The sequence below is a fragment of the Pseudoalteromonas shioyasakiensis genome (assembly GCF_024518675.1).
Lineage (GTDB): Bacteria > Pseudomonadota > Gammaproteobacteria > Enterobacterales > Alteromonadaceae > Pseudoalteromonas > Pseudoalteromonas shioyasakiensis_B.
Window position 1 is genome coordinate 68,037 of the sequence record NZ_JANIGL010000008.1, and the last position, 13,704, is coordinate 81,740.

The window sequence follows — 13,704 nt, forward strand, 5'->3', positions numbered from 1 at the left end:
GATATGCAATCTTTAGGGGTAGAGTTAAAACGTCTTCGAGCAAACAGAAAGTGGACCCAAGCGTTTGCTGCTCGTGAGATAGGTATTCAACAATCATATTTATCAAAGCTAGAAAATGGACAATTTATCCCCTCTCCTGAAGTAATTGAAAAACTGAAAGTATGTTATAGCGAGGCGTGTTTTGATCACTGTTTACCATCGACACCATCAACAAAAGTACCTCTAAAAATACTGCCTATTTTAAGTTTTACATTGTTTTTAATCAGCCTCACTGTTTGGCTATGTGCAACTTATGAAATTTTCTATCCGGAAACCTACTTTACTTATCAGGCAAAACAAGGTGACTTTTTAGCGTTTAATATTAGTCAGCAATATCAAGGTGAGCGATTTATTGAAGGAGACGCTACTTATCAAATTGTAGGCGAAAGAAAGGTAAGTAGGATCGAAAACCGCTTTCTAATTGTAGGTTCTGTAGTGTGTATTTTACTATCTATAATTGTAGGTGTATTTTCACAAAGGCATAAGCTTTGTAAATTATAAACCCGTTATTTAGTTGTTACTTAATTCTAAGAATATTATTTCAGCACGTTTATGGCGTTCTTTTCTCCTTTGTTGTCCTAGACTCAACCCAAGCTACGGGGCTCAAATTCACTGCGATCAGCTGATGGCTGAAAGCTTACCGCTTATAGCTGCGAAAACAAAAAGCCCCGGCTAATGCCAGGGCTTTTTAGTAAAGTAAACTTAATTAAAATTAAGCTTTCTTTGGACGCTCAACAACGTCTACTAAAGTCCAAGATTTGTTCTTAGAAATAGGAGCACACTCACGGATAGTAACTACGTCACCAGCCTGAGCTGTATTGCTTTCGTCATGTACGTGTAACTTAGTCGTACGTTTGATGAATTTCCCATAGATTGGGTGCTTCACGTAACGTGCGATTGCGATAGTGAAAGATTTTTCCATCTTGTCGCTGATTACACGGCCTTGAAGAGTACGGATTTTATCGCTCATTATTGACCTGCCTTCTGGTTAATAATTGTTTTTACACGCGCGATATCGCGACGTACTGTTCTTAGCGTGTGAGTTTGAGCTAACTGACCAGTGCTTGCTTGCATGCGCAGGTTAAACTGCTCACGAAGAAGTCCTAGAAGTTCAGCATTAAGCTCTTCTACGCTTTTGTCTTTTAGTTCGCTAGCTTTCATTACATCACCGTCCGAGTTACGAAAGTTGTTTTGAATGGTAATTTACGTGCAGCAAGGTTGAACGCTTCACGAGCAAGCTCTTCAGAAACACCTTCCATTTCGTAAAGTACTTTACCAGGCTGAATTTCAGCAACCCAATATTCAACAGAACCTTTACCTTTACCCATACGAACTTCAAGCGGTTTGTTTGTAATTGGCTTGTCTGGGAATACACGAATCCAGATTTTACCTTGACGCTTGACGTGACGTGTCATAGCTCGACGAGCTGCTTCGATTTGACGAGCAGTCATGCGGCCACGACCAGTAGCTTTCAAACCGAAAGTACCGAAGCTTACTTTGTTACCGTTTTGCGCAAGACCACGGTTGCGGCCTTTGTGCGTTTTACGGAATTTTGTACGTTTTGGCTGTAACATTACTCGCTACCTCTACTTAGCACTTTTTTTGGCTTTCTTTGGTGCGCGTTTAGCTGGCTTCTCTTGCTCTTGTACTAGTGGTAAACCACCAATAACTTCGCCTTTGAAGATCCAAACTTTAACACCAATGATACCATAAGTGGTTAAGGCTTCAGAAGTTGCGTAGTCGATATCAGCACGAAGAGTATGTAGAGGTACACGACCTTCACGATACCATTCTGAACGTGCGATTTCTGCGCCGCCAAGACGACCGCTAACTTCAACTTTGATCCCTTTAGAACCGATGCGCATTGCATTTTGTACCGAACGCTTCATAGCGCGACGGAACATAACACGACGCTCTAGTTGAGAGGCAATGCCGTCTGCTACTAGTTGTGCATCTAATTCTGGTTTACGTACTTCAGAAATATTAATCTGAGCAGGTACACCTGCGATCTTAGTTACCGCTTGACGTAGCTTTTCAACGTCTTCGCCTTTTTTACCGATAACAACACCCGGACGAGCCGTGTGGATTGTTACGCGGATCGATTTTGCTGGACGCTCAATAACGATTTTAGACACAGAAGCCGCTTTTAATTCCTTTGTAAGGAAAGTACGTACTTTGTGATCGCCAAAAAGCTGATCAGAGAAATCTTTAGAACTCGCGTACCAGGTAGAAACCCAAGGTTTAGATATACCTAGGCGAATACCAGTAGGATGAACTTTTTGTCCCATTACTTATACTCCTAGCTATCTGAAACCACAACAGTGATGTGGCTTGTACGCTTAAGGATGCGGTCTGCGCGTCCTTTAGCACGTGGCATAATACGCTTCATTGTAGGACCATCGTCCACAAAAATCGTGCTTACGCGAAGCTCATCAATGTCAGCACCTTCGTTATGCTCTGCGTTAGCAATAGCAGACTCAAGTACTTTTTTAACTAATACAGCCGCTTTTTTCGGGCTGTACGCCAGGATTTCTAGAGCGCGATCGACAGGTAGTCCGCGGATCTGATCTGCAACTAGACGAGCTTTTTGCGCCGAACCAGAGGCGAATTTATGTTTAGCTAATGCTTGCATTTATCATTCCCCTCTTAGCGTTTCTTCGCTTTCTTATCCGCAGCATGGCCACGGTAAGTGCGAGTTGGTGCAAATTCACCTAGTTTGTGACCGATCATTTCGTCAGAAACGAAAACTGGTACATGCTGGCGACCATTATGGACAGCAATGGTCAATCCGATCATGTTAGGTATGATCATTGAACGACGGCTCCAAGTTTTAATTGGCTTCTTTTCACCGCTTTCCAAAGCTTTCTCTACCTTCTTCAGCAAGTGTAGGTCTATAAAAGGACCCTTCTTGAGAGAGCGTGGCATGGCTATTCCTCAATATTACTTAGTACGACGACGTACTATAAATTTATCCGTACGCTTGTTCTTACGCGTCTTAGCACCTTTAGTAGGCTTACCCCATGGAGACACAGGATGACGACCACCAGATGTACGACCTTCACCACCACCGTGTGGGTGATCAACCGGGTTCATGGCAACACCACGAACTGTCGGACGAATACCACGCCAGCGATTTGCACCTGCTTTACCAAGTGAACGAAGCATATGCTCAGCATTGCCTACTTCACCTAGCGTTGCACGACAATCAGATTGTACTTTACGAACTTCGCCAGAACGAAGACGTAATGTTACGTATTGACCATCACGCGCAAGGATTTGAACGTATGCACCAGCAGAACGTGCGATTTGAGCACCTTTACCTGGTTTTAATTCTACGTTGTGAACAGTCGAACCTACAGGCATGTTACGCATAGGTAATGCATTACCAGGCTTGATTGGTGCATCAACACCAGACTGGATTGCATCGCCAGCTTTTAAGCCTTTAGGTGCGATAATGTAACGACGCTCACCGTCTGCATATAATACAAGAGCGATGTTTGCGCTACGGTTTGGATCATATTCCAAACGCTCAACAGTGGCTGGAATGCCATCTTTAGTACGTTTAAAATCGATTAAACGGTAATGATGCTTATGACCACCACCGATATGACGAACCGTAATACGACCATTGTTATTACGACCACCTGATTTAGAGTTTTTCTCTAATAGTGGTGCGTAAGGTTTACCCTTATGTAAATCTGGGTTAACCACTTTAACTAGGTGACGACGACCCGCAGAAGTTGGTTTACACTTTTGAAGTGCCATAATTCTAACTCCCCTTATTACTCGGCGCCGCCGACAAAGTCTAGCTCGCTACCTTCTTTAAGAGTAACGTAAGCTTTCTTCCAGTCGCTACGACGACCGAAACGCATGCCAGTACGTTTTGTTTTACCCTTAACGTTTAGTGTGCGAACACCAGTTACTTCCACTTCAAAAAGCTTCTCAACAGCTGATTTAATCTCAGCTTTAGTTGCGTCATTTGTTACTTTGAAAACAATCGTGTTGTTTTCTTCAGCAGCAATTGTGCTCTTTTCAGAGATATGTGGAGCAAGGATCACTTTTAAAAGACGTTCTTCACGGATCATGCTAGCGTCTCCTCAAGTTGCTTAACAGCAGCAGCTGTAATAAGTACCTTGTCGAAAGCGATTAAGCTTACAGGATCGATACCAGCTACATCGCGCGTGTCAACCTTGTACAGGTTACGTGCCGATAAGAATAGATTTTCATCTACTTCTTCAGTCACGATAAGAACATCTTTAAGCTCAAGTTCTTTAAGCTTAGAAACTAGTTCTTTAGTTTTTGGTGCTTCAAGACCAAAACTTTCAACAACGATTAAACGCTCTTGACGAACTAATTCAGATAAGATGCTTTTGATCGCACCGCGGTACATTTTACGGTTTACTTTTTGGCTGTGGTCTTGTGGTTTAGCTGCGAAGCTAACGCCACCTGAACGCCAAATTGGACTACGGATTGTACCAGCACGTGCACGGCCAGTACCTTTTTGAGCCCATGGTTTTTTACCACCACCGCTTACTTCAGAACGTGTCTTCTGAGCACGAGTACCTTGACGAGCACCTGCTGCATATGCAACAACTACTTGGTGTACTAATGCTTCGTTAAACTCACGTCCAAAAGTAGCTTCAGAAACTTCAAGAGCGCCAGAAGCGTCTTTAATTGCTAATTCCATCACTAAATCTCCAGGACTTATGCTTTAACAGCTGGTTTAACGATAACGTCACCGCCGATAGCGCCAGGTACTGCACCTTTAACTAAAAGCAAATTACGCTCAGCGTCAACGCGAACTAGTTCTAGGTTCTGAGTTGTTACTTGCTCATTACCCATTTGACCGGCCATTTTCTTACCTTTAAACACCTTACCAGGTGATTGGTTTTGACCGATTGAACCAGGAGCACGGTGAGATAGAGAGTTACCATGTGTAGCGTCTTGCATGCTGAAATTCCAGCGCTTAACACCACCTTGGAAACCTTTACCTTTAGAAGTACCGGTTACGTCAACTTTGTTGATTTCGTTGAATAATTCAACAGTAAGCTCAGCGCCTACTTCAAAATCGCCTTCACCACCATTTAGGCGGAATTCCCACAGACCGCGACCCGCTTCAACACCAGCTTTAGCGAAATGACCCGCTGCTGCTTTGTTTACACGGCTTGCTTTTTTAGTGCCTGCGGTTACTTGAAGTGAGTTATAACCGTCTGTTGCTTCAGATTTGATCTGAGCAATGCGGTTAGGTGTCGCTTCAATAACTGTCACAGGGATAGATACACCATCTTCAGTGAAGATACGTGTCATACCCACTTTACGACCGACTAGACCTAATGCCATTTTCCTAAAACCTCTCTAATCTTCCGATTAACCCAGGCTGATTTGAACATCAACACCAGCAGCAAGATCTAAACGCATAAGAGCGTCAACAGTCTTGTCAGTTGGTTCTACGATGTCGATCAGACGTTTATGGGTGCGGATCTCGTACTGATCACGCGCGTCTTTATTAACGTGCGGTGAAGTAAGTACAGTAAAACGTTCAAAGCGTGTAGGTAGTGGAATTGGACCACGTACTTGTGCGCCAGTGCGTTTCGCAGTTTCCACGATTTCCGCCGTTGATTGGTCAATCAAACGGTGGTCAAAAGCTTTTAGGCGAATACGAATGCGTTGATTTGACATTCTTAAACCTCAATATAAAGAGCATTTAAAAGAGCATAAAAAAACGACCGAAACAATCTTAATAATTAAGATGCCGGTTGTTGATTTATATCTACGTTGAGTTCCAAATCGGAACTCCTGTTTTATTAGCTTGAAATCCAAGCTTAATGTTCCTTCCAAGTTCCCGGGGGAATTTTGAAAGCCTGCGTATTATAGTGATATTGGTGATAAATGCAACAACTATTTCAATAATCCTTACTAGATTTTGAATTGTTCATTAAAAACACAACAAACTCAAAGTAGTATTAGCTATAATAAAAGGGCTTTAATACTGCTATAAATGGTCAGTCCAGTTATTACTTGGTATTATCTGCGCTTATTTTGCTTTTTACCCTCTAACTTTGGTGAGTTGATGCGTATTTTTAATTATTGTTTAAACTTCTTCTCTATGCTGATGAACCGCTTGCTTGTAAAAAGTAAAGTACTCCCTGAGAACCCTATTGAACAATACGGCCTTAATCCGGCATATCCTACTTTTTATATCGTTAAGCTCAATGCACGATCTGATTTAGCCGCGCTTGCTCAAGTATGCAAAAAGTACGGGTTACCAAACCCTACTGAACAACAATTATTAGGTAGTGCAGAGCTTGACCGTTTTATTGGCCTGCAAAATCCTCCCCCTTTATTTGGTGATAAAGCAAAACCAACCGATGCATTACAAAAAGGTAAGCTGATTATTGATCAACTTATCGCCAGCGATGAGAAAAATGTCCAGGTCATTCCTGTGACTATTTTATGGGGGCGTAATCCGGGTAAAGAAAAGCCTGGGCTAGGTACACTTGTTTCGCACTCTTTAACACCAAGTTGGTTTCGCAAGTTTTTTGTTTTACTGTTTTCAGGGCGCGATAATTTTGTCCGCTTTAGCCAACCATTAGATTTATCGTTATTGGTTAATGAAAAAGCCGACGTTAATGAACTACCTCATAAACTACTGCGTGTAGCCCGTGTTCATTTTCGTCGACAAAAACTCGCGGCTACAGGGCCAAAAATGCCCTCTCGTGAACAATTATTTAATTCATTATTAGCTTCACCTACGATTAAAAAAGCGATTCAAACAGAAGCTAAAGAAAAAAACATCAGCCATGACCAAGCAAGGCAAAACGCTTTAAAATTACTTGATGAAATTGCCGCTAATTATAGTGACGCTACAATTCGGGTTGCAGAGCGTGTACTTACTTGGTTATGGAACAAGCTTTATAACGGTATTGATATTAAATACACCGAGCAACTACACGATTTAACTAATAAAGGTCATGAAATAATTTATATGCCATGCCATCGCAGTCATATGGATTATTTATTGCTTACCTACTCTATTTACCACCTAGGCTTAGTACCACCGCACATAGCAGCAGGTATTAACCTTAACTTTTTCCCTGCCGGTGGCATATTCCGCCGCAGTGGCGCGTTTTTCATTCGCCGCTCTTTTGCCGGCAATAAGCTTTACTCTGCGGTATTTAAAGAATATTTAAGCCAACTGTTTATTAAAGGCTATTCAGTGAAGTTTTATACTGAAGGTGGCCGCAGTCGAACCGGGCGTTTACTACCACCAAAAACCGGTATGCTGGCTATGACACTACAGGCTATGATGCGCGGAATTGACCGGCCTATCTCTATAGTGCCGGTGTACATTGGTTATGAGCATGTCATGGAGATCAATACCTATCTGAAAGAACTAGCTGGTAACGATAAAAAAGGCGAGTCAGTATTTGGTATTTTTAAAGCCATTAAGAATTTGAAAAACTATGGTCGTGGTAATTTAAACTTCGGCGACCCAATCTCCATTAACCAGTATTTAAATGAGCATCAACCAGATTGGCGCGAATCAATTCACCCAACTGATGTACAAAAACCACAATGGTTAGGACCACAAGTTGCCAATCTTGCTGACAAAGTCATGGTAAATATCAATAGTGCCGCAGCACTCAATGCCGTTAATTTACTAGCGATGATTTTACTAGTTAATGATAAACAAGCACTGAGTAAGCCTAAATTGTTAGCGCAGCTTGATTTTTATTTACATCTGCAGCGTAACGCACGCTATAGCGACAAAGTAAGCGCACCAGATGAGAGTGCCCAAGAGTTATTAAATCATGCCCTAAAACTCAATAAATTTGATGTAATAAGTGATGAGTTTGGCGAGATAATCGCTATCAACGACAAAGAAAAAACGTTGTTTAATTATTATCGTAATAATATTTTGCATGTATTTGCCGTGCCAAGCTTACTCGCCTTACATATATTCAAAAGCCACAACACCACCTTGAGTGAATGTAAAAACCTGATTAGTCAGTTTTATCCTTTGTTCGCTAAAGAGTGGTTTTTACATGAATTAGACGAAAATTATATCACCCGTATATTGGCAAGCTTTGTTGATCACGAGCTGATTGAAATAGAGGGAGATAATATAAAAATCACCAACAGCAATGACTGCCTAGCAAAACTAGAAATGCTAGGCCGCGCACTTAGCTTAACTTTACAGCGTTATGCAATTGCTATTGGCTTTATACAAACTAGCTCGGGCATTGATCGCGAAGAGCTAGAACGTGAAAGCCAAGTATTAGCGCAGCGCCTTGGTACTTTACATGGCATAAAGAGTCCTGAGTTTTTCGACAAAAAAGTGCTGGTAGGTTTTATTAGCAACTTAAGAGAACAAGGTTTGATCAGCGAATCAGAAAACGGTTTACAAGGCAGTAATGAACTATGTGAGCTCTATATGCACCTCAAAGCATTATTACCTGCTCGTATTTGGCAATCAATAACCGATATAGTGCAAAGTCAAAGTAACGACTAAGCGAGGTTAGGTAGTTGTTATATCTAACCTCGCACTTAGCATATTAACGCTGGCGCATGACACCTTCTTGAATTGTTGAGGCAACTAAGTTGCCTTGACGATCAAAGAACTGGCCACGTACTAAACCACGCCCCGAGCTCGCGCTTGGGCTATCAATAGTATATAAAATCCAGTCATCCAACCTAAATGGGCGGTGAAACCACATTGCATGGTCAATCGTTGCAACCTGCATATTTGGCTGCATAAACGACACTCCATGTGGCTGCAATGCGGTTGGTAAAAACTCAAAGTCTGACGCATAGGCCAATAAATAATTATGAATACGCTGATCATCTGGCATATCACCATTGGCCTTAAACCAAATATGCTTAACAGGTTCCATTGCCTCTGGCTTAAACGGGTTGTGGAAAGTTACTGGGCGCATATCAATTGGCACTTCACGGATAAACTTATTACGGATCGCCTCTGGGATATGGCTGGCGTTCGCTTGGTAAAATTCCAGCGAAGATTTAAGTTCCTCAGGCTGTGGTACATCAGGCATAGTTGCTTGGTGCGATAACCCTTCTTCAAGCCCTTGGAACGAGGCTGTCATATAAAAAATAGGTTTGCCATATTGGATTGCTTTAACCCGACGTGTGCTAAAACTTTTGCCATCGCGAATCGTTTCAACATCATAAACAATCGGTTTTGCGGCATCGCCCGGACGTAAAAAGTAAGAATGCAGAGAGTGAACAATACGCCCTTGCGGTAAGGTTTCTTTAGCGGCAGAAAGTGCCTGCCCCATCACTTGGCCACCAAATACAGCACCGAACCCTAAATCTTGGCTTTGTCCGCGATACAAGCCTTGCTCTATTTCTTCTAATGCTAATAACGAAAGTAAATCATCTAAAACCTGACTCATTTTTATATCCTCAATCCCGACAAGGCTCACATAATACTATAGACTATAATTATGTAAATCTTAGGGAGATAACAATGGCTTATTGGCTATTTAAAACCGAACCTGATGCTTTCTCAATTGCTGACTTAAAAAATGCACCACAACAAACAACGCAATGGGAAGGTGTGCGTAACTACCAAGCACGCAATTTTATGCGTGATAATGTAAAACTCGGCGATTTAGTGATGATTTACCATTCAAGCTGTAAACAAGTTGGCGTAGTAGGCATTTCCTCCGTGACTCGTGAGGCCTACCCTGATCCAAGCCAATTAGATTTAAGCAGCGATTATTACGATGCCAAAGCCACATCAGACAATCCGCGTTGGGTAGTTGTTGATGTGACCTATCAGCAGCATCTAAATAAATTAGTTAGCCTTAAAGCGATTAAAAACAATGATGCTATAACTGACATTGCACTAAAAAAAGGCGGCCGTTTGTCAGTAATGCCAGTGACTCAAAATGATTGGGATGAAATCATCAGTATGGCAAATTAACGACAACGTTTGACCCATTTTGCATGCGTTTGCTATGATCTGCCGCGATTTTTTATGGGGGGTAAATGAAACTACTATATTGGCTTGATGAATGGTTAACTCACCCCCGCGATGTTCAACAAAGTAAGCTGCCGCTATCTGGCAGTGACCTACTTGGTGATGTTTACGTAAAATATCACTTTACTGATCTTAACAAACCTCTACTCTTTACTTTTCCCCCTGCCGGTACAGATTATCAAGAGCAGGATCTTAATGAAGCGTTTGCTCCTTGGGGCTTTAACTTAGCGAAAAAACAAAATGTAAACATTATCGCGTTTCAGCATCTTGGCAAAAGTAACTGGTTTAGAAACCGCAGTATCATCTTTTTTCTTGAGCAACTTGCAGAGCTATTAGCGCCATTTAACCAACGTTTAGGCTATGGCTTAAGTCGAGGGGGCTACGCAGTGGGAGCATTTGCAAAATTACTCAAGCTGGATCAAGTATTACTCTATCACCCAGTCAGTACCAAGAATAAACATATCGTACCTTGGGATACCCGCTCAAGTACCGATATAGCCCAACAATTCGATTGGCAGAGTGATTACCATGACCTCGACCTTGGGCATGCCAAAGGTTACATTATTTACGATCCAACTAACCACATCGATCGCCTTCATGCAAAGCGCTACCCACAACTCACTCATTTACGCGTATTTGGTATGGGTCATGGCACACATGCCAGCTACCTCAATAAGTTTGGCTTTTACAAACAAGTGGCCGTTGATTTTATTCGCCATCAACAACTTGATATTGCGCAGTTTAGATTACAAACAAAAACATTACGTTTAAAAGAAGATTATTACCAATGCCTTAATAAAGCGAATGCTCACTCTGAGCACCGCCTTGAGCTGCTCAGCACCGCACATAATATCCTAATTGATGAAAAACAGGCTCATATGCAAGAGCAAAAAGATAAAATTGATGTGCAACCACTCATTGATGTTGCAATAACACACCAAAATGAGCACCCGAATGATGCCATAAAGCTGCTCGAAGTGGCGCAACAGCTTGCCCCAGAAGATCCACTAATTGATCATAAGCTCAAGCAGTTAAAATAACGCGATAATGAGGCAGCATATTAAGTTAGGCTTTTTTCTTTAGGCCTTTCTTTTTATGGCCATGCTTTGGCACAATCGCAAAGTACATAACAAGTCCGAGCCACGAAAAGAAAATGATGCCAATTAACCAAGCGTTTTTTTCATGCCCTTGCGTACGCTTACTATTAAGCACTAACACCACAGGTAAAATGTAAGCGCTTAAGATCAGCAGTAAAAACGCGATTTCATCCATTATTTTGCCAGCTCTTGCCAGTTGACTTCGTCACTTAGCACACGGTCAATCGCGATATAATGTAAGATATCACCACTATTAACAGGATAATTAAGCGGTGGATTCAAATCCATATTTTTAGCACTCAGGTTATGTGCAACACCAAGTAAAATGGCATCGTGATCATGTTTAAAATGATGAAACAACTTACCAAACTCCATTTGTGCTAACCCAGCAGGAATAGCTAAACTAAATTGCGTATCGCCATGAAGTGTTGATAATAACTCTTCTTGCACGCGACTTGAGCCTGGGTCTTGCATTGAGCGTACTAAAATCTCAGCTGACTTTGCACTTGAGCACTCTACATTGTGACAATGCTCTAATAGCATTTCGACTTTACTTTCATCGTTAAAATGCGCGCTAATATGGCAGCCTTCTTTCACCAACTTGCTAATTCGTAAAGCGGTCGTAAAGGTTTGATCGTCGTCTTGGCCATCTATAATAATTTTATCAGCGTATTTAATTGCAACCCGCTCTAATTGCTCACAATCAGTAAAACTACTTAAACGGGCAAAATCTACATGCTCGTTAGTTAAAAATGGATGCTCCATTTGCTCAGTAACAGCAAGGAGAATACGCCTATCAGCTCGCTTTTGATCAGCCAAAATATAATCAATCATTTTTTTGGTACGTGTTTGATGCCAACCAAAAATAATAATGTGATTGTTAAAATGCGAAAAACTTTTATCACCTGTCATAGCACGCCTAATTAAGTATGTAACTGTTTGCCCTGTTTTACCCAACAGAACACCAAATAAAGCTAACCCAAAAGGGATTTGTAATAATGCGACAATCCAACGTCCCAAATCAGTGCTAGCACTAAAATCACCGTAACCAACCGTCGATGTAGTCACTATATAGTAATAAACAAACGTACTGGCTGGAGTAAGTGATGATTCACCAGCAAATACTAGCAACAACCAAATTAGTGCCATATGCAGTAGTGTTGCTAATGCTACGGCTTGCCAACTCACTTGATCTATGTGACTTCTAACCAATAAAAAAAATCGTCTAAATATAAAAGGCATGCGAGCACTTAATTATTCTAATTCATCTACCCACTAAGTTACTGTAATGCGTTATTGATGACAATGTTTAGAGATTATTTTCTAGGGGGCAAAAAACAGTGTAAGCTATCATTGCATTATAACTTTAAAGACGGGTGTATTATGTCGGGTGTATTAGCTTCTGTAGATCAACGAACCCAACTGGTCGGTGAGAATCGTCTTGAGTTACTGTTATTTTATTTACATAGCCGTCATTTATTTGCACTGAATGTATTTAAAATTAAAGAAGTAGTAAAGCTACCTCACTTAAACATCATTCCTCACGCCCATCCTAAAATATCCGGTGTCGCAAACATTCGTGGCGAATCAATTCCAGTCATCGATTTACGCCAAGCTATTTGCATGCCTGCGGCCAAAAATATCGAAGATAGTAATTTAGTCATTACTGAATATAACCGTACTGTACAAGGCTTTTTAATAGGTAAAGTTGACCAAATCGTTAATATGACATGGTCAGATATTATGCCTCCGCCAACGTCTGTAGGCAAAAACCACTACCTTACAGCACTGACCAAAATTCAACGAGATGGCCAAGAGCAATTGGTCGAAATTATCGACGTAGAAAAAGTGCTTGCTGAAATAGTCGAGTATGAAGTGCAAATATCAGATGAAATTCTCGATAAAAGCATAGTAAATGAGTTTGTCGGGCGCAAAGTACTCCATGCCGATGATTCACCCACAGCACGCAAGCAAGTGAGTGACACCCTGTCTCAGTTAGGTATTGAAATTATCCCAGCGAGTAATGGCCTTGAAGCCTTGAACATGCTGAAAAGCTGGGCCGATCGCGGTGATAACGTAGAGCAAGACCTATTAATGGTGATCACCGATGCCGAAATGCCAGCGATGGATGGCTATCGTTTAACCCATGAAATTCGTAACGATAATCGCTTAAAGAATCTGCATGTGGTGCTTAATACTTCACTCAGCGGTAGCTTTAACCAAGCCCTTGTTGAAAAAGTCGGCTGTAATGCGTTTTTATCCAAGTTCCAACCTGACTTATTAGTTGAAGAAGTACAAAACCGCTTAAAAGTTGTGTTAAACACTAACAATTAATACCTTGGTCGATTTGCCAATTAAGCTATTTCATGATTAATTGGCAATATGTAACCATAATAAAAACACTCTCAGTTGGTGCAGATATGCCCCACATAGCAATGGCGTTACCCGTATTGCTTATTGTAGGCTTAAAAGCCAAAGACATTATGGGCTTTGTATAATTATTACTGGTGTATTTATTGCGTTTTAAAAACAACCTTATTCATTACTGCCTACAGTACAATATAA

20 protein-coding genes are annotated in these 13,704 nt (G+C 41.3%); 6 read left to right on the forward strand and 14 right to left on the reverse strand.

Annotated elements, in window-relative coordinates; genetic code table 11:
• The first annotated feature begins 3 nt into the window (after window positions 1-3).
• Entirely contained in the window at window positions 4-540 is a 537-nt protein-coding gene (locus tag NQT69_RS17665; RefSeq protein WP_256828989.1) for a helix-turn-helix domain-containing protein, read from the forward strand.
• Window positions 541-751: 211 nt separating this feature from the next.
• On the opposite strand, the gene rpsQ is transcribed toward NQT69_RS17665, so the two are convergent.
• From rpsQ to rpsJ, 11 genes are read right to left on the reverse strand one after another with little or no spacing between them, the layout of a single operon-like run.
• Entirely contained in the window at window positions 752-1,009 is a 258-nt protein-coding gene (gene rpsQ / locus NQT69_RS17670; RefSeq protein ID WP_256828990.1) for a 30S ribosomal protein S17, read from the reverse strand.
• On the reverse strand, window positions 1,009-1,200 hold the full coding sequence (gene rpmC / locus NQT69_RS17675) for a 50S ribosomal protein L29 (RefSeq protein WP_004588692.1): 192 nt from the start codon (window positions 1,198-1,200) through the stop codon (window positions 1,009-1,011). The genes rpsQ and rpmC overlap by 1 nt, the downstream gene beginning before the upstream one ends.
• Window positions 1,200-1,613, reverse strand: coding sequence for a 50S ribosomal protein L16 (gene rplP, locus NQT69_RS17680; RefSeq protein WP_054206129.1), 414 nt, complete (start codon window positions 1,611-1,613; stop codon window positions 1,200-1,202). The genes rpmC and rplP overlap by 1 nt, the downstream gene beginning before the upstream one ends.
• Before the next feature lie 12 nt (window positions 1,614-1,625).
• On the reverse strand, window positions 1,626-2,327 hold the full coding sequence (rpsC, locus tag NQT69_RS17685) for a 30S ribosomal protein S3 (RefSeq protein ID WP_004588691.1): 702 nt from the start codon (window positions 2,325-2,327) through the stop codon (window positions 1,626-1,628).
• 11 nt (window positions 2,328-2,338) lie between these two features.
• Entirely contained in the window at window positions 2,339-2,671 is a 333-nt protein-coding gene (gene rplV / locus NQT69_RS17690; protein WP_087532558.1) for a 50S ribosomal protein L22, read from the reverse strand.
• Window positions 2,672-2,685: 14 nt separating this feature from the next.
• Window positions 2,686-2,964 carry a 30S ribosomal protein S19 gene (rpsS, locus tag NQT69_RS17695; protein ID WP_004588689.1) on the reverse strand — a complete coding sequence of 93 codons (279 nt, stop codon included), beginning with the start codon at window positions 2,962-2,964 and terminating at the stop codon, window positions 2,686-2,688.
• Window positions 2,965-2,979: 15 nt separating this feature from the next.
• A complete protein-coding gene (rplB, locus tag NQT69_RS17700) occupies window positions 2,980-3,804 on the reverse strand; it encodes a 50S ribosomal protein L2 (RefSeq protein ID WP_004588688.1) in 825 nt (274 codons plus the stop codon).
• Window positions 3,805-3,821: 17 nt separating this feature from the next.
• On the reverse strand, window positions 3,822-4,124 hold the full coding sequence (gene rplW / locus NQT69_RS17705) for a 50S ribosomal protein L23 (protein WP_016709050.1): 303 nt from the start codon (window positions 4,122-4,124) through the stop codon (window positions 3,822-3,824).
• Window positions 4,121-4,726 (reverse strand): 50S ribosomal protein L4, encoded by a 606-nt coding sequence (rplD, locus tag NQT69_RS17710; RefSeq protein WP_058561416.1) that lies wholly within the window; start codon window positions 4,724-4,726, stop codon window positions 4,121-4,123. Before rplD ends, rplW begins: the two co-directional genes overlap by 4 nt.
• A gap of 17 nt (window positions 4,727-4,743) precedes the next feature.
• Window positions 4,744-5,379 carry a 50S ribosomal protein L3 gene (gene rplC, locus NQT69_RS17715; RefSeq protein ID WP_058561417.1) on the reverse strand — a complete coding sequence of 212 codons (636 nt, stop codon included), beginning with the start codon at window positions 5,377-5,379 and terminating at the stop codon, window positions 4,744-4,746.
• A 27-nt stretch (window positions 5,380-5,406) separates the two neighbouring features.
• Window positions 5,407-5,718 (reverse strand): 30S ribosomal protein S10, encoded by a 312-nt coding sequence (rpsJ, locus tag NQT69_RS17720; RefSeq protein WP_002957900.1) that lies wholly within the window; start codon window positions 5,716-5,718, stop codon window positions 5,407-5,409.
• Between the two features lie 391 nt (window positions 5,719-6,109).
• Here rpsJ and plsB point away from each other — a divergent pair, with 391 nt between their 5' ends.
• Entirely contained in the window at window positions 6,110-8,551 is a 2,442-nt protein-coding gene (plsB, locus tag NQT69_RS17725; protein ID WP_256828991.1) for a glycerol-3-phosphate 1-O-acyltransferase PlsB, read from the forward strand.
• 43 nt (window positions 8,552-8,594) lie between these two features.
• Here plsB and tesB read toward each other — a convergent pair whose 3' ends face one another.
• A complete protein-coding gene (gene tesB / locus NQT69_RS17730) occupies window positions 8,595-9,452 on the reverse strand; it encodes an acyl-CoA thioesterase II (RefSeq protein ID WP_256828992.1) in 858 nt (285 codons plus the stop codon).
• Window positions 9,453-9,526: 74 nt separating this feature from the next.
• On the opposite strand from tesB, the gene NQT69_RS17735 reads away from it, so the two are divergent.
• Window positions 9,527-9,985, forward strand: a complete 459-nt coding sequence (locus NQT69_RS17735; protein ID WP_256828993.1) for an EVE domain-containing protein — start codon at window positions 9,527-9,529, stop codon at window positions 9,983-9,985.
• A gap of 65 nt (window positions 9,986-10,050) precedes the next feature.
• Entirely contained in the window at window positions 10,051-11,082 is a 1,032-nt protein-coding gene (locus tag NQT69_RS17740) for a cytosolic protein (RefSeq protein ID WP_256828994.1), read from the forward strand.
• A gap of 25 nt (window positions 11,083-11,107) precedes the next feature.
• On the opposite strand, the gene NQT69_RS17745 is transcribed toward NQT69_RS17740, so the two are convergent.
• Together NQT69_RS17745 and NQT69_RS17750 are read right to left on the reverse strand one after the other, a co-directional pair.
• Window positions 11,108-11,314: a PLDc N-terminal domain-containing protein gene (locus NQT69_RS17745; protein WP_256828995.1), complete on the reverse strand. Its 207-nt coding sequence runs from the start codon at window positions 11,312-11,314 to the stop codon at window positions 11,108-11,110.
• Entirely contained in the window at window positions 11,314-12,381 is a 1,068-nt protein-coding gene (locus tag NQT69_RS17750; protein ID WP_256828996.1) for a potassium channel family protein, read from the reverse strand. Before NQT69_RS17750 ends, NQT69_RS17745 begins: the two co-directional genes overlap by 1 nt.
• A gap of 141 nt (window positions 12,382-12,522) precedes the next feature.
• Here NQT69_RS17750 and NQT69_RS17755 point away from each other — a divergent pair, with 141 nt between their 5' ends.
• Window positions 12,523-13,473, forward strand: coding sequence for a chemotaxis protein CheV (locus NQT69_RS17755; RefSeq protein WP_256828997.1), 951 nt, complete (start codon window positions 12,523-12,525; stop codon window positions 13,471-13,473).
• Window positions 13,474-13,505: 32 nt separating this feature from the next.
• Window positions 13,506-13,637, forward strand: coding sequence for a hypothetical protein (locus NQT69_RS17760; protein ID WP_256828998.1), 132 nt, complete (start codon window positions 13,506-13,508; stop codon window positions 13,635-13,637).
• Window positions 13,638-13,704 lie beyond the last annotated feature (67 nt).